Origin of the sequence: Paenarthrobacter sp. NPDC092416 (genome assembly GCF_044755025.1) — a bacterium.
Classification (GTDB): domain Bacteria; phylum Actinomycetota; class Actinomycetes; order Actinomycetales; family Micrococcaceae; genus Arthrobacter.
This window is the reverse complement of sequence record NZ_JBIVQG010000001.1, coordinates 81,278-97,256: the sequence shown is the minus strand read 5'-3', so window position 1 is coordinate 97,256 and position 15,979 is coordinate 81,278. Positions and strand designations below refer to the sequence as shown.

General features: G+C 63.1%; 12 protein-coding genes. 4 read left to right on the top strand and 8 right to left on the bottom strand.

Annotation, left to right across the window (positions count from 1 at the left end):
- Positions 1-135 precede the first annotated feature (135 nt).
- The 5 genes from ACIQC5_RS00430 to ACIQC5_RS00410 all read right to left on the bottom strand — a co-directional run bounded on the left by ACIQC5_RS00430 (position 136) and on the right by ACIQC5_RS00410 (position 5,393).
- Positions 136-1,461, bottom strand: a complete 1,326-nt coding sequence (locus tag ACIQC5_RS00430; RefSeq protein WP_400277630.1) for an MFS transporter — start codon at positions 1,459-1,461, stop codon at positions 136-138.
- An 82-nt stretch (positions 1,462-1,543) separates the two neighbouring features.
- Entirely contained in the window at positions 1,544-2,185 is a 642-nt protein-coding gene (locus ACIQC5_RS00425) for a Poxvirus protein I5 (protein ID WP_400277629.1), read from the bottom strand.
- A gap of 25 nt (positions 2,186-2,210) precedes the next feature.
- Positions 2,211-3,125 carry a carbohydrate ABC transporter permease gene (locus ACIQC5_RS00420; protein ID WP_400277628.1) on the bottom strand — a complete coding sequence of 305 codons (915 nt, stop codon included), beginning with the start codon at positions 3,123-3,125 and terminating at the stop codon, positions 2,211-2,213.
- The gene (locus ACIQC5_RS00415; RefSeq protein WP_400277627.1) at positions 3,122-4,075 is read right to left on the bottom strand and encodes a carbohydrate ABC transporter permease; all 954 of its coding nucleotides are present in this window, start codon (positions 4,073-4,075) and stop codon (positions 3,122-3,124) included. Before ACIQC5_RS00415 ends, ACIQC5_RS00420 begins: the two co-directional genes overlap by 4 nt.
- A gap of 31 nt (positions 4,076-4,106) precedes the next feature.
- Positions 4,107-5,393: an ABC transporter substrate-binding protein gene (locus tag ACIQC5_RS00410; RefSeq protein ID WP_400277625.1), complete on the bottom strand. Its 1,287-nt coding sequence runs from the start codon at positions 5,391-5,393 to the stop codon at positions 4,107-4,109.
- A 197-nt stretch (positions 5,394-5,590) separates the two neighbouring features.
- Here ACIQC5_RS00410 and ACIQC5_RS00405 point away from each other — a divergent pair, with 197 nt between their 5' ends.
- Positions 5,591-7,618, top strand: coding sequence for a beta-galactosidase (locus ACIQC5_RS00405; RefSeq protein ID WP_400277624.1), 2,028 nt, complete (start codon positions 5,591-5,593; stop codon positions 7,616-7,618).
- Positions 7,619-7,699: 81 nt separating this feature from the next.
- On the opposite strand, the gene ACIQC5_RS00400 is transcribed toward ACIQC5_RS00405, so the two are convergent.
- The 3 genes from ACIQC5_RS00400 to ACIQC5_RS00390 form a co-directional block, all read right to left on the bottom strand.
- On the bottom strand, positions 7,700-9,076 hold the full coding sequence (locus ACIQC5_RS00400) for an ABC transporter substrate-binding protein (protein WP_400277623.1): 1,377 nt from the start codon (positions 9,074-9,076) through the stop codon (positions 7,700-7,702).
- 150 nt (positions 9,077-9,226) lie between these two features.
- On the bottom strand, positions 9,227-10,159 hold the full coding sequence (locus ACIQC5_RS00395; protein WP_400277621.1) for a carbohydrate ABC transporter permease: 933 nt from the start codon (positions 10,157-10,159) through the stop codon (positions 9,227-9,229).
- On the bottom strand, positions 10,152-11,096 hold the full coding sequence (locus ACIQC5_RS00390; RefSeq protein ID WP_400277620.1) for a carbohydrate ABC transporter permease: 945 nt from the start codon (positions 11,094-11,096) through the stop codon (positions 10,152-10,154). The genes ACIQC5_RS00395 and ACIQC5_RS00390 overlap by 8 nt, the downstream gene beginning before the upstream one ends.
- A 391-nt stretch (positions 11,097-11,487) precedes the next feature.
- On the opposite strand from ACIQC5_RS00390, the gene ACIQC5_RS00385 reads away from it, so the two are divergent.
- The 3 genes from ACIQC5_RS00385 to ACIQC5_RS00375 are packed head-to-tail and all read left to right on the top strand — an operon-like array spanning position 11,488 to position 15,925.
- Entirely contained in the window at positions 11,488-12,711 is a 1,224-nt protein-coding gene (locus ACIQC5_RS00385; RefSeq protein WP_400277619.1) for an acetylesterase, read from the top strand.
- Entirely contained in the window at positions 12,708-14,822 is a 2,115-nt protein-coding gene (locus tag ACIQC5_RS00380) for a DUF6807 family protein (protein ID WP_400277617.1), read from the top strand. Before ACIQC5_RS00385 ends, ACIQC5_RS00380 begins: the two co-directional genes overlap by 4 nt.
- Positions 14,819-15,925 carry a M24 family metallopeptidase gene (locus ACIQC5_RS00375; RefSeq protein ID WP_400277615.1) on the top strand — a complete coding sequence of 369 codons (1,107 nt, stop codon included), beginning with the start codon at positions 14,819-14,821 and terminating at the stop codon, positions 15,923-15,925. Before ACIQC5_RS00380 ends, ACIQC5_RS00375 begins: the two co-directional genes overlap by 4 nt.
- Positions 15,926-15,979: the final 54 nt, after the last annotated feature.

Sequence of the window (15,979 nt, the reverse complement as noted above, 5' to 3'; positions counted from 1 at the left end):
TGTCTGGAGGCCGGTGAGTCTTGCAGATGCGCGTTGGAGAAAACGCTTTCTCAGCGTAAATGTGCGCTACGTCACTAGTCAAGGTATTTTTTGTTAGTTTCTCCGTGCCACTTGCACAAAAGAAAGCAACAACTCTCAGATCGCTGGCAGTTCACCGTGGTTCCGCCGTCGTGAGTACATCCACAGCAAGAACCCGATCACCACTGCGGACATCATCCCCAGTGCCCCTGTGACCACCAACCCGATTCGTACGCCGAAGTCTTCCGTTAACCATCCCGCAAGGAGTCCGCCCAAGGCGTGGCCACCCAGGAGCAGCGGGAAGTAGAGCGCCAAGACGCGTCCGCGGACGCTCGATCCGGCCTCGAGCTGGACAGCCGTGGCCGCGCTGGTCAGGAAGGCAAGCGTCATGAATCCCACCACCACCAGCATCACCACGAAAGATTCCTGCGTAGGCATGAGCGCTGCGAGCAACTGCGTCAAGCCAAATAATCCGGCGCTGACTACGATCCCCTTGCGTCCGAAGCGCTTGATCCGCGTGGCAACCAATGCTCCAGCCAAAGCTCCCATGGCGCTGACCGTGTTGAACAGTCCGAAGCCCGCCGGGCCGCTGTGCCAGACCCTGTCAGCGAAGGCCGCGAGAACCACAGGTCCGTTCATGCCAAAGGCGCCCAACAGCCCGGCCAGCAACATGGTGAGCAGGAGCGGTGGCCGGGCTCGCACAAAGCGGAAGCCTGCCAGGATCTGACCGCGTCTCGAAGACGGCCCGTCACCCGATATCCCGTGGGAAGCATGGAGTTCACCTGGCCGCATGGCGAGGATCATGACCATGACCGCAACTCCGATGCCGGCATTGGCGGCAAACGCCGCCGCGGAACCAGCGTGGGCGATGACTACACCGGCCAGCGCAGGTCCGGCCATAGCGCCCAACTGTCCAATGGCGCTGTTGAGGCCGATGGCTGCAGGAAGGCCGGCGTCGCCCACCACCTCGTTGACGAAGACCTGACGGGCTGGCCCATCGATTGCACTGGTGATGCCCAAGGCAATGCAGGACGCGTAGACAACCCACACATCATGGCCGCCTGCGGCGTTCCACACTGCGAGTCCGGCGGCAAGCAACACAGCCACCGACTGGCAGACCACCAAGATGCGGCGTTTTGGGAAAAGATCCACCAGCACACCACTGACGGGTCCCACCACGAGCATGGGCAGGAACTGCAGGGCCACAGCCACACCAACCGCCGCGGGACTGCCGGTAAGCTGCAGCACCAGCCAGTCCTGGGCCAGCCGCTGCATCCACACTCCCCCGCTGCCAGCCAGCGAAAGCGTGACGAAGATCCGGTAGTTGTGGTGCCTGAGCGGGTAGTACCAGGTTTCGGTGGATCGGGCGGTGGCCGGCTTCCGGCGTCGGTCAGATAGGCGGCTTGGGTCTGATGGGCGCGGCGGGAAAGGGCGCGGTGACACGAAGGTGGTCTACTCTCTTCGAGTTCTTGTGCAGCTCGTGTCCCCATCAGAGTCCTATGGGGGCACCAGCTGCACCAAACTCCTAACGATGGGATCTGATCTTGATGGCGGCGGCGGCCAGAATCAGGGTGCCTGGCACGATCACGAACAGCGCCTGCAACATCCACACAAACACCACCGCCATGAACACTGCTGCCAGCAGGAGGAGCGATCCACTCCAGTCACGGACGGCATCATCCTTGGCTTCGGCGTAGGCCACCTGCCAGCGCTGCGGCCCCGGGAGTTCGGCGGCATCGCCATTCCAGTTCACGCCGCCGCTCCAGTTGGCGGCGATCCGCAGGAACAGCACCGCGCCTGCCGCGGCGAGAATCAAGGTCGCCGGCAGGATGACTGCCCGGCCGGGCAGTTGACCAACCCAAGCGAGCAGCAGGTTCAGGACAATCACGACGGCGGCTGCCGCCGTCGTGATTCCCGTCCTCCAACTGCCGGGCAGCGCCCGGCGGAAATTGCTCCAAAGGCTCCTGAGGGAATCGTCCCTGCCGCTGAGGTGCCGTTCCAGGTGGGCAACGCCGGCCGCATAGGCTGCCGGCGCCGTCACCAAGGGAATCGACAGGAGGAGGACGATGACGCCCGCAAGGATGGTCTCGGCGAAGAGGGCAAAGCGGTTGACCGGAATGCCGGGCTTCTCCGCGTGGGACTTTCCTGATGTGTCCATGACACTCATTTGTTCTTCAGCCTTTCCGCGTCCGCTAGCCCTTGAGGCCCTGGGTTGAAACGCCTTCTACGATGTAGCGCTGGAAGACCAGGAAGAAGACCAACACGGGGAGCAGGGCGAGAACGGACATGGCGATCATGGCTCCATAATCCGAGCTCTGGGTCTGGTCCACGAACAACCGCAGCGCCAATGGCAGTGGGTACTTTTCGGGGGTGTTGAGGTAAAGCAGCGGGCCCAGGAAGTCGTTCCAGCTCCAGATGAAGGAGAAGATCGAGGTCGAGATCAAGGCCGGCTTCATGAGCGGGAGCATGATGGAGCCGAAGATGCGGACGTGTCCGGCGCCGTCGATGCGGGCCGCTTCGTCCAGTTCGGCCGGGAGGCCGCGCATGAACTGGACCATGAGGAACACGAAGAACGCGTCGGCGGCGAGGAACTTGCCGATCAACAGGGGCACGTAGGTGTCCACCAGGCCGAGCTGCTGGAACACGATGTACTGCGGGATAATCACCACGTGGAAGGGCAACAGCAAGGTGGCGATCATCATGCCGAAGAACAATCCACGGCCCGGGAAGTTGATCCGGGCAAAGGCGTAGGCGGAGATGCTCGCCGACAGGACGGTGCCTACCACGGCGCCGACCGCCAGGATCAGGGAGTTGGTGAAGAACGTCAGCGTGGACACGCCGCCGATCCCGTCCATAGCCGTGATGAAGTTGTCGAAGCTGAAGTTGTTGGACCACAGCGAGGTGTTGGCGCCACCGATTTCAGAGTTCGGCTTGAACGACGACGCAACCATCCACAGGGCCGGGTAGAGGACGATCGCCACCAGCGCCAACGCGACGATGTGGAAGATGGTGCTCTTGATCCGTTTGGCCGTGGTGGACTCGGACTTCGGGTTGTAGGCCGGGGTTGCCGATTGCGTAGATTGCGTGGGGGTTGCCATGGTTGTCATTTCGCATCACCGCTGTAGTGGACCCAGGACTTGGAGGTCTTGAAGAAGATCAGCGTAATGATGCCGACCACCACCACCAGGAGCCAGGCCATCGCCGAGGCGTAGCCCATCCGGAAGTCACTGAAACCGCGCAGGTAGAGGTAAAGGGTGTAGAAGAGGGTGGATCCTGCCGGGCCGCCTTCGCCATTGGAAATGATGTAGGCCGAAGCGAAGATCTGGAACGCGTGGATGGTTTCCATCAGCAGGTTGAAGAAGATCACCGGGGAAAGCATGGGCCAGGTGATGTTGAAGAACTTCCGGACCGGGCCTGCGCCGTCCATCGAGGCCGCCTCGTAGAGGTCAGCCGGGATCTGCTTCAGGCCAGCCAGGAAGATCACCATAGGGGCACCGAACTGCCATACGGTCAGCAGGATCATCATGCCCATGGTCATGTTGGGGTTGCCTACCCAGCCGCCGAGGTTGATGCCGAAGAAGGAAAGGCCTTGGTCAACGGGGCCGGAATCACCGAACATCGCTTTCCAGACGATCGCGATTGACACCGACGCACCGATCAGCGAGGGGGCATAGAACGCTGAACGGTAGAAGCCCTGGCCCTTGCGCTTGCTGTTGAGGAGCATGGCGATCGCCAACGCCGCCGCGAGTTTCAGCGGGGTACCGAAGACCACGTAGCTGAGGGTCACGCCCACGGACTGAAGGAAGCGTTCGTCCTGGAAGAGCGTGGTGTAGTTATCCAAGCCAATCCACTTGGGCGCTTCGAAGAGGTTGTAATTGGTGAAGGAGAGGTACAGCGAGGAAATCATCGGGCCTACGGTCAGGGCGATGAATCCCAGCAGCCAGGGAAGCAGGAAGGTGTAGCCGGCGCGGGCGTCCGCCCCACGCCGCCGCGATGCGCGCGGCTGCGTGGGAGCGGACGACGTCGAACGCCTGCTCAGGGTTGGGCTTTGAGTCATGAGTTCTATCCGTTGGTCGGGGAAGTCCGGATCAGGCGTTTTGCTTGATAAGGTCTTCGGCTTCCTTGAACCACGCGTCGGCCGCGCCGTCGACGGTGAGCTTTCCGTAGTTCAGTTCCGAGCTGACGCGCTTGAAGGAAGCTTCGAGGGTTCCGAAACCGACAATGGGCGGCTCGGGAGCATCCTTGAGGTACTTCTCGATTGACTTCTCGTAGTCCACCACGAGCTTGTCGGTGCCTTCGAAGGTGGTGCCATCGCGCTGGGTCTTCGACGCCGGAACACCGCGGGAGGTCTTGAAGATCTGGCCGACCTCGGGGTCGTTGACCATGAAGTCGATGAAGCGGGCAGCAGCATCCTTGTATTTGGTCTTGGCGCTGGCCACCATGAGCATGGACGGCTTGAGGAAGAGACCCAGGTTCTCCGGGTCGTCGGAGGGAACCGGAACCAGTTTGAGTTCCTTGGCGCCGCTGTCGCCGAGGTAAGCGGCCATGAAGTTGTCCCACGTGACTTCCGTGGCGGTCACATTGGAGCCGAACGGCGACTTGGGCAGCAACTGGGTGGTCTTGTCTTCACCGACCAGGGCCGGGGTGCCACGAAGCTGGGCGGTGGTGTTCCACCACTTCTTGAGGTCGTCCTTGGAGAAGCCCAGCTTGCCTTCATCGGTGAAGGCCTTGATGTTGTTCTGGCGCAGCCAGATGTTGAACATCCACCACACGCTGGTGTAGTCGGTACCGCCAAAGATGGCTCCGTTGCCCTTCTGGCCCACCTCGGTCAGGAAGGCGTTGTATTCCTTGTAGTTCCAGGTGCCATCCGGCTCAGCGATGCCCATGGTCTTGAGCTTGGCGGGGTCGTAGTAGACCGCGAAGGCGTTGGTGCTTGTGGGGATACCGTAGGTCTTGCCACGGATCTGGCCCGAGGGCAGGAGCGACTTTTCGAAAGCATCCGTGTTGATCTTCACGGTGCCGAGGTCAAGGAGCTGGTTCCGCTGGCCGTAATCGCGAAGGTAGGAAAGGTCCCACTGCATGACGTCGGGGAGGCCGCCACCGGCTGCTTCCGTGGCCCGCTTCTGCCAGTATCCGGCGAAGTCGGTGAAGTTGCCGTTGACCTTGATGTCAGGGTTCTTGGATTCGAACAGTGCGATGGCCTTGCGGGTGCGCTCAGCGCGGTCATCGTTGCCCCACCAGGTGTAGTTGATGGTGACGGGGTTCGACGCCGAACCCGTTTGTGCCGGCGATGAAGACTGGCCGCAAGCCGAGAGGAACGCGGCAGATGCGGTGCCGAGAGCCACTGTGGTGAGGAAATTCCTTCTGTTGATCATAAGAGCCTCCTTGCTCAGTTGGTGCAAGCTTCGTCAGATCTTTACAACGTGGCAGTGATCTCGCTTACACTCGTTCTGAATCGATACAATATCCCTAATCGGGAACCTGGGCAAGCGTTTTCCAAAGATCATGTTTCACTGCCACCAACCGCGCTCGACCCGATATCCTGCATAACAAACCTGACGAAGGAGTCCCCGTGCCCTCCCTTGAATTCTCCCGAGGTCCGTCCGTTTGGAACAGCATCGACGGCCTGGCATACGGCGGTGACTACAACCCCGAGCAGTGGCCGGAGGACATCCGGTTGGAAGACATCGAGCTGATGAAGGAAGCCGGTGTCAACCTGCTGAGCGTCGCCATTTTCTCCTGGGGGCTCTTGGAACCCGTGGAGGGACAGTACGACTTCGGCTGGCTGGACGAGGTCATGGACAACCTTGCCGCAGCCGGAATCAAGGTGGCGTTGGCTACCGCCACGGCATCGCCACCGGCCTGGCTCGCGAAAAAGTACCCGGAAATCCTGCCTGTCACGGCGGACGGAACCACGCTGGAACGCGGCTCACGGCGGCACTACACTCCGTCGTCGTCCGTGTACCGCCGGTACGCCACCACCATGACGCGTGTTATAGCCGAACGGTACAAGGACCACCCGGCGCTGGCCCTGTGGCACGTCGACAATGAGCTCGGCTGCCACGTTTCCGAGTTCCATGGCGCCGAAGACGTCGAAGCCTTCCGCCGGTGGCTGGAACGCCGCTATGGATCCATCGACGCGCTCAACGAATCCTGGGGAACCGCCTTCTGGTCCCAGCACTACGCTTCTTTCGAAGAGATCATCCCGCCCGGCATGGCGCCCACCATGCTGAATCCGGGGCAGCAACTGGACTTCGCCCGCTTCAGCTCATGGGCATTCATGGACTACTACCGCGCGTTGCTTGCCGTGATCCGCGACGTCACGCCGAACGTTCCGGCAACCACCAACTTCATGGTCTCCAGCGCCACCAAAGCCCTGGATTACTTCGATTGGGCCAAGAACATGGACGTCGTCGCCAACGACCATTACCTTGTGGCAGCAGACCCCGAACGCACCATTGAACTCGCGTTCAGCGCGGACCTCACTCGCGGCGTGGCCGGCGGCGAGCCGTGGATGCTGATGGAACACTCGACGTCGGCGGTCAACTGGCAGCCGCACAACCAGCCCAAGATGCCCGGTGAAATGCTGCGCAACTCGCTCCAGCACGTTGCCCGCGGCGCCGACGCTGTCATGTTCTTCCAGTGGCGGCAAAGCAAAGCAGGCTCGGAGAAGTTCCACTCGGCCATGGTTCCGCATGGCGGGCGCGACACGCAGGTATGGCGCAACGTGGTGGAGCTCGGAGCCGCGCTGTCCACGTTGGATTCCGTCAAGGGCTCCCGCGTGGAATCCCAGGTGGCCATCGTGTTCGACTACGAGGCATGGTGGGCTTCGGAACTGGACTCGCACCCCAGCAATTCGCTGAAGTACCTCGAGACAATGCGGGCGTTCCACCGGTCCCTGTACCTGCGCGGGGTCACCGCGGACTTCGTCCACCCCTCTGCCGACCTCTCCGGTTACAAAGTGGTCCTGGTCTGCACGCTGCATGCCGTGACCGACGCTGCAGCCGCTTCGATCGCCGCGGCAGCAGAGGCCGGCGCGACAGTTTTGATCAGCTACTTCAGCGGCGTTGTGGACGAGCGTGACCATGTCCGCCTGGGCGGCTACCCAGGCGCTTTCCGCGAACTTCTGGGCATCCGGACCGAGGAATTCCACCCGCTGTTCCCCGGTTCATCTGTCACGTTGAGCGACGGAACCGTGGGTTCGCTCTGGAGCGAACACGTCCACGTCGGAGCGTCCACTGAGGTGCTTGCAACATTCACGGACTACCCGCTCGACGGCGTTCCGGCACTTACGCGCAGGGCTGTCGGCGCCGGATCTGCCTGGTACCTGGCTACGCTGCCCGACGCCGATGGCATCGACGCACTAACCGACCGCCTTCTGGCCGAAGCCGGCGTGACGTCCGCCGCCGAGGCTTCTGCCGGCGTCGAACTGACGCGCCGCCGTGCCGCAGACGGCCGGAGCTTCCTGTTTGCCGTCAACCACAGTCGCGAGGACGCCACCGTGAAGGCCGACGGCGACGAGCTGCTCAGCGGGCTCCGCTTCAGCGGCGTCGTACCCGCCGGAGCCGTCGCCGTCATCGCGGAAGACCAACCCGCGTAAGGGACAGCAAAAACCGCGCCCCGGGCGGATCACGAATGATTCGCCCGGGGCGCGGTTCTGTGGCGCAATGCCTGGTGAAGACTAGGCCCCGATTGCGGACTTCATTTCGTCCACAGCCTTCTTGCCGGCCTCTTCCGTGGAGAGCCTTTCAAACAGGACCTCGGAGCTGTAGCGCTTGATGATCTCCTGGATGGCGCCTGCACCCTTCGGCGGAGCAGCAGGCGCTTCGCCAAGTTCGGGCTGGATGTCGCTGATGAAATTGACCACCTTGGTGTCCGCCGCGGCCAGCTTGGGTGCAATGGCGTCGCGGACTTCGGAGTTCGGGTAAACACCGCGGTCTGCCAGCAGGATTTCTCCGGCCTTGACGTTGTTGGTCAGGAAGTTGATGAACTTTGCCGTCTCTTCAGGGTGCTTGGTCCTGGATGAGGCGGACCAGAACTGGGACGCCTTGTACCAGAGCTGCGTATCCGACGCCTTGCCGGTCTTGGACGGGAAGCGGAGGATCTGCAGTTCACCACCGGCAGCCTTCTCGAGCGCGGGAAGCTGGTTGGACCACCAGAACGCCATGCCATTCTTGCCAGTGGCCAGGCCGCTCTGGTCCAGCGGAGCAGCTTCGGCTTCAACAATCTCCGATGCCGACGGAACTGCCTTCTTCTCGCTCAGTTCCTTCAGGAAATCCCAGTAACCCTTGATGTCCGACGGCTCGAAGCCCAGCTTGCCGTCAGAGGTGTAGAGCGACTTGCCGTTCTGGCGCAGCCAGACTCCGAGGGAAGCTTCGTCCGTACCGTAGGCTGCAGCGCCGTAGGTTCCCTTGGGTGACTTGGACGTGACCTCCGCGGCGATGCGCTCAAAGTCGTCCCAAGTCCAGGTCTTGTCATCCGGGAGTGCGACGCCGGCAGCCTTGAAGACGGCCGGGTTGGCAAGAATCGTGGCAGCGTTGATGCCTGCCGCAATGCCGGTGAGCCCCTTGGCACCCTTACCCGCGTTCAGTGCGGCTTCGTCCAACTTGGAGGTGTCAATGTCGTACTTGGAGAGGTCCAGGAGTGCGCCACGGGTGGAGTATTCCGTGATGTACTTTTCGTCCATCTGGATGACGTCCGGAGCATCGTTGGCGGCAACCTGCGTTGCCAGCTTGTCCCAGTAACCACTCCAGTCGCCGTACTCGGCCTTGACCTTGATGTTCGGGTTCTCGGCCTCGAACGCAGCGATGGCCGCCTGCGTCAGCTGTGCGCGCTTGTCGCCGCCCCACCACGAGAAGCGGAGCTCTACCTTGCCGTCGGCGCTTTTCTGCTCTGCCCCGCCACCACAAGCACTGAGTGCCAGGACGGCAGCTGCCGTGGCCGCGATGATGGCTGAGGCGCGAAGCCTGCGCTTGGCCCGCTTGGCTTTGGGGTCCGACGCGCGGACACCTTGGGCCACTGCGGGGGCGACTGCTTCACCCTTTGGAAATACCGGCACTGTTGTCTCCGATCTTCTTTGATCTTGATGCGAATGAGAAAGCGTTTTCTTGAATGCACCTTATGGTACAAGTCACACTCTTGTATGACAAGACGTCGACTTGTCTTAGGTGTTGGCAAGGGCCCGCGGACCCTCGCCATCGATCCGGGCCTATTTGATACCGGTGGTTGCGATGCCCTTGATGAGGAACCGCTGGCCGAACAGGAAGACGAGGAACACCGGGAAGAGGGACACGATGGACATCGCAAAGAGCGATCCCCAACTGGTGGCCGATTGGGAGTCCACGAAAGCGCGCAAAGCGACGGGAACGGTGAACATGTCCGGGTCCGTCAGGTAGATCAGGGCGCCGAAGAAGTCATTCCAGGTCCAAATGAAGGTGAAGATGGTGGTGGTGGCAAGAGCCGGGACCATCAGGGGCAGGATGACCCGCAGGAAGATCCTGGGGTGGCCGGCGCCGTCAATGCGGGCAGCTTCATCGAGTTCCTTGGGAATACCGCGAATGAACTGGACCATGAGGAAGACGAAGAATGCGTCCGTGGCCAGGAGTTTGGGCACGATGAGCGGCCAGAACGTGTTCACCCAGCCGATCTGCGAGAACAAGATGTACTGGGGCACGATCACCACGTGGAACGGAAGCATGATGGTCAGCAGCATGATGCCGAAGAACAGCTTCTTGCCGGTGAACTGCAGGCGGGCAAACGCGTACGCCGCCATGGAGCAGGAGATCAGGTTTCCCACGATCGAGCCGAGGACCACAATCGCCGAGTTGAGCATGTAGTGGCCGAAGGGGTGGGTCAGCGCGGACCAGCCATCGGTGTAGTTGCTCATTTCAAGACTGTCCAACCACAGTCCGGGCTCCCGGAAGATGAGGTCGTTTGGCCGGAGCGAGGACACGACCATCCATAGCAGCGGGTAGATCATCACCCCGCCGACCAGGATCAGGATCGCGTGCTTGACGAGTCCCTTGATACGGGCGCTGCGGCTGAACGCCAGGCTTCCCGGAGATTCACGGCGGCGCGGGCTTTTGCTGGGCTTCCCTTTGTCGGAGGAAGTGCTGGCGGGGAGGGTCTGGAGTTTAGTCATCGTAGAACACCCAATACTTTGAAGCGATGAAGTTGATGGCAGTGAAGGCACCGATGATGACCAGCAGGAACCAGGCCATCGCTGAGGCGTAACCCATATCAAACTGGCCAAAGCCCTTTTGGTAGAGGTAGAGCGTGAAGAACATGGTGGAGTCGGACGGACCGCCGTTGCCGCCGGAGACGATGAACGCCTGGGTGAACGACTGGAACGAGCCGATGATCTGCAGCACCAGGTTGAAGAAGATGATGGGGCTCAACATAGGCAGCGTGATCCGCCAGAACTTCTGCAGCGTGGTGGCACCATCGACTTCAGCAGCCTCGTAATACATGTTCGGGATCTGCCGCAGGCCAGCCAGGAAGATGATCATCGGGCTGCCGAACGTCCACACGTGCAGCAGGATGATGGAACCCAGAGAGGTATTGGGGTCCGAGATCCAGCCCGGCCCCTCGATGCCGATCATGGCAAGGACTTGGTTTACCAGGCCGGTGGTCCCGAAGATTTGCTTCCAGAGGATGGCGACAGCCACGGATCCGCCGAGTAGCGACGGCAAGTAGAAGATGGAGCGGTAGAACGGAAGACCGCGAATGCCCTTATCCAGGACCAAAGCGATCAGCAGCGCCACAGCGAGCTGCAGCGGAACGCCCACCAGGACATACGTGAACGTGACGCGAAGCGAGTTGTGCAGCCGCGCGTCGCCGAACATGCGGACGAAGTTATCCAGGCCAACCCATTCCGGCGGCTGCAGGAGGTTGTAGTCGGTGAAGGACAGGTACAACGACATCAGCATGGGGCCGACCGTGATGACCGCCAGGCCAATCAGCCACGGGAGGAGGAAGACATAGGCGGCCTTGTTGTCGCGGCCGTTCGCCTTCTTCTCTTCCTTGCTCATGGGGCCCTTGCGCCGGCTCATGGTGGAGAGTTCGCCAATAGCGCTCATCGCTTCCCCCTCGCAGGACCGCAGACGCCTTCCGACGTCCCGGGGTATTGCTGTGCGGCCATGTGGTCTCCTTTGGTCATCGTGGCCTTCCACGGAATACGGGTCTTGACACTTACTGCCGCGGGGGACGCCATCTGAGTACCCGGCGAAGTCCCCTCGCCAACCAGGATTGAAGTCCCGGTCAATAGCGGCTCCGTACCAAAGTAAACGTTTTCTTGACCCATGTACAGCCTTTTGCTAATTTTTGAGAAAGCGTTTTCTTGCTGAAGCCGCTTCACCTGTTTTCCCCACGCTGAAGAAGCCCGGCGTGCGGTCCCGCACACCTATCCGCATCGAAAAGGCAGGACACCATTGTTCCGCACGAACTGCCACTGCCATGACGACGGCTGACATGGCACCAACAACTGCCCGGCCCAGCGCCTTGGCTGGTTACGAGGACTGGCCCGCATACGCCGCAAGGCATAAGCACCACGCAGGATCGCCGCTTGCCCAAGAGCTCGCCGATACCCTGGGCGTTCCCGCAGTGGCCCACGATGCCGAGTACCGGGCTGACTCTGAAGTAACGCACGACGGCGTCATCACCTCGCGATTGTCGTGGCAGCCCGGCTTTGGGCCCAGGACGTCCGCCTGGTTCGTGCGTCCGGCCGACGCCAGTGGCCCCCTGCCCGGCCTTCTGGCCCTCCATTGCCATGGAGGTATTAAGTCCCACGGCGCGGAACGGCTGGTCGCCATGCCAAGCAGCGAAAACCAACACGGCGCCGGTACGAGGCCAACGGACACCTTGGGCCCGCTGCCCCTTGACCCGCTACCCCGTGAGTTGCGCGAAAAGCTCTACGGCGGACGCCCGTTGGCCACGTGGCTGGCGCAGCAAGGCTTCGCCGTCCTGGCACACGACACCTTCATGTGGGGAAGCCGGCGGTTCGGCCTCGAACCCCAACCGTGGCGGACTGCCAACGCAGTCAACGGCAAGCGCGCACTCTGGCGGGAGGCCGGCGTCGAACCCTCCAAGGTTGAGGAGTACAACGCAGCGGCCGCGTCGCATGAGGAGACGGTGGCCAAGGCCGCGACCCTCCTGGGCAGCAGCGTGGCTGGTGTGGCCGCACACGATGACCTTGCGGCGTTGGGCGTCCTCGCGGCGCTGCCGGGAGTGGACGCGCAGCGACTCGGATGCCTTGGCTTCTCCGGTGGCGGTGGCCGGGCCATGGTGCTCGCGGCCCTCAGCCCGCTGATTCGCAGTTACGTGGTCACTTGCATGATGACCACCTTCGACTCGCTGCTCCCGGCGTACCTCGACGCCCACTCCTGGTTGCTGCACTCCCCTGGGCTGTCAAAGCTGGGTGACTGGCCGGATCTGGTGGTGCGCTCCACCGCAGACGCGGTGCTGGTCCAGTACGCCCTGGCCGATGAGCTTTTCCCGGAACAGGGAATGCGCGACGCCGACGCCCACCTGACAGCGCGGATGTCATCGGGGCGATACACCGGGAGCCTTTGGCCCGGCCCCCATGTCTTCACCCCGGCCATGCAGGACGAGGCGGCCGCATTCCTCGCCGCAAGTCTGCGGGCCCACCACTCCGACAAATTTCCCGCCACTGATCCCGCTAGGACAACCCCATGACCTTGCCCTCAACGTCCGCCGAGACCTCATCGGCTACCGGCGTCCCTCTGGCCGATCGGCCCAGGTTGCCTCGCATCGCGCTGGTTGGCGTCCACGGCTTCGGCGCCAGGCACCTGGATAACATCTCGCGCCTCAGCGACGCGGGCGCCCTCGAGTTGGTGGCCGTCGCCGATCCTCTGCCGCCAACCCAAGGCCGGCTTGGCCCCGAAGTGCAGATCTTCGGCTCCCTCGACGAGCTCCTGACGGCTGGAACTGCACCGGACGTCGTCATCATCTCCACGCCCATCCAAACGCACGCCCCTCTTGCCCTCGCCGCGATCGCCGCCGGGGCCGATGTCTTCCTGGAGAAGCCTCCGGTGGCCTCCATGGCGCAGTACGCCGAAGTACTGGCGGCCGCGGAACAGGCCGGCAGACTCGTGCAGGTGGGCTTCCAAAGCCTTGGCTCACACGCCCTCCCGGCCATCGAAAAGCTGGTGGGATCAGGAGAAATCGGCGAAGTCCGGGGCATCAGCGCCACCGGCCTTTGGGTCCGGACCATCGGCTACTTCCAGCGTTCGCGTTGGGCCGGCAAGCGCAGCCTCAACGGAACGGACGTGGTGGACGGAGTGGCAACGAACGCCCTGGCGCATGCTGTGGCCACAGGGCTGCGCCTCGCCGGCGCGCGAACCGTTGCCGACGTCGAACTCGTTGAGACGGACCTGTACCGCGCCAACAACACCGAAAGCGACGACACATCCGTTGTCCGGGTGCGGACGGCGGATGGCACCGTTCTGACGTGTGCACTGACGCTGTGCGCCGCTGAGCAGTCGGCGCCCGCTGTCACCGTCTACGGGACGCTGGGGCAAATCCACTTCTCCTACACAGACGACCACGTGGAAATCACCACTCCGGGCGGCCGTCGCACCGAGCGGTTCGGCCGGACGGACCTCTTGGAGAACCTGCTCGCTGCACGCTCGGGCGGCGAGCTCCTCAGCCCGCTCAGCGGCACGGGCGCCTACGTGACCGTGTTGGAGGCCATCCGCAGTGCACCCGCTCCCCAGCCGATCCACCCGGACTTCATCACGTGGAGGGGCGACGGCGACGAGGCACACCCCGTTGTTCACGGCATCGAATCCCTGGTCCGCCGAGCTGCGGTGGGACAAGCCACGTTCGCTGAGCTCGGGGCTCCCTGGGCCCGCGAGCCAGGCCTCCCGGTATTGAGCATCGATGGGACGCCGGTCGCCACCCTCCAGGATGGGACGCATATCCGGCCAACGTCGTCGCCACGCCCGTACCTTCACCCGGTGCGCACCCTTTCCGGCACTGTGGTCACCGACCACGTGCCCGAGGACCATGTGTGGCACCTCGGCGCGGGCGTAGCCATCCAGGACGTGGATGGGATCAACTTCTGGGGCGGACGCACCTATACGCGCGACGCCGGAGGTTACGTGTGGCGCAAGGATCACGGCCGGATCGTCCTCGAATCGGCGGTGGACCAGGCCAGTGGCAGGGTCACCGGGGAACAGTCCAGGCAGGAACAGTTGGCCTGGCTCGGCCCTGACGGCGCGGCAATCCTGCGCGAACAGCGCGAATGGCACTGGTCCGCCGTCGGGCTTTCTGCGTGGCAACTAACCCTGGATTTCACGCTCGAATCCGCCACTGGACGTCCCGTGCTACTGGGCAGTCCCGGCTCGAACGGACGCCTGCAGGGCGGTTACGGCGGCTTCTTCTGGCGACTCCCGAAAGTCGCCGGCGCAACCATCTGGACCCCCGACTCCCGTGGCGAGGACGCTGTGCATGGCAGCGTTGCGCCGTGGCTGGCTTGGGCAGGAACGTTCAGTGCGCAGGCGCTCGACGCCGGACCCGTAGGCAGCGCGTATGACGCCTCGGCTCCTGCTGCGGGAGGCCGCCCCGCCACACTGGTGTTCTTATCCGCCCCGCAAGCACCGGACCCGTGGTTCGTGAGGCAGTCGGGCTATCCCGGCGTCGGCCTCTCCTTGGCATGGGACACGCCTGTGGCCGCCGAGCCGGGACGCCCGATCCACCGGACAGTCACCGTTCTCATCGCCGACGGATTCCTCGCTACACAAGACATTGAAACGCTCATCACTACTTTGGGGGAAAAGGCATGACCACGCCCACTCAATCCACGCCGGCAGTATCCGTTTCGGCCCCTGGCAACGCGGCCGACAGGGCCGTAAAGCGCCGACGCGTCCTGGATATCCTGGACGCCGTCGGTCGTGATTCGCTGCTGCTCACCACCCACACCGCGCTCACGTGGTATCTGGATGGCAGCCGAATGCACGTCAGTCTCGCTGGCGACCCGATCGCCGCTCTGCTGGTGGACCGGGAAGGTGACCACCTGGTGAGCTTCAACAACGAAGCCGAACGGATCGCCGCCGAGGAACTTCCGCAGGGCGTGGACCTCCACACGGTGCCATGGCACGGCCAGCTTCACGCCACGGCGTCGGCCCTTGCCATGGACGGCAGCCCACTGGCTGAGGCTGCCGTCGCTGCGGAATTGCGGGCAGCACGGCAGCAGCTCCTTCCTGGCGAGGCGGCACGCTACGCGCAGTTGTGTGCCGATGCCGCCGTCGCAATGACTGATGTCCTCACAGCGGCAACGCCGGAGAGCACGGAGTTTCAGGTTGTCTCTGCGATTGCCGCACGCATCGTTGCTGCGGGCGCCGAGCCCCTGGTGCTCCTGTGCAATGGCAGCGATCGCAGTACTTTCCGCCATCCCCTGGCCACGCACTCCCCCATCGGTCGACGAGCCATGGCAGTGGTGTGCGCACGGCGCCACGGCTTGGTAGCCAACGTGACGCGATGGGTGGCGTTCGACGCCGGTACTCCCCAGGAGCACGACGCCGAGGCTCGGATCGCAGCAGTGGAGGCCGACATCTTCCGGGCCACTGTGCCGGGCGCCAAACTCAACGAGGTCTTCACGGAAATCCAGACGGCCTACAGTCGTCACGGTTTCGGAGAGGACCAGTGGCGGCAACACCACCAAGGCGGTCCGGCGGGCTACGCAGGACGTGATCCCAGGGTGACTGCCGACGTGGACGACGCCGTTGTCCTGAACCAGCCCTTCACGTGGAATCCTTCCGCCCCCGGCGTGAAGATCGAGGACACCGTGCTGCTGACCGGCTCCGGCGTTCAAGTGCTGACGGTGGACGAGCGCTGGCCGATCACCATTGTGGACGGACGCCTGCGCCCGTTGACGCTGCGGCCCTAAGCGGCACACCTGAAGTACCGACGCCAAAGGGGCGGGGCCACCATCACGGTGACC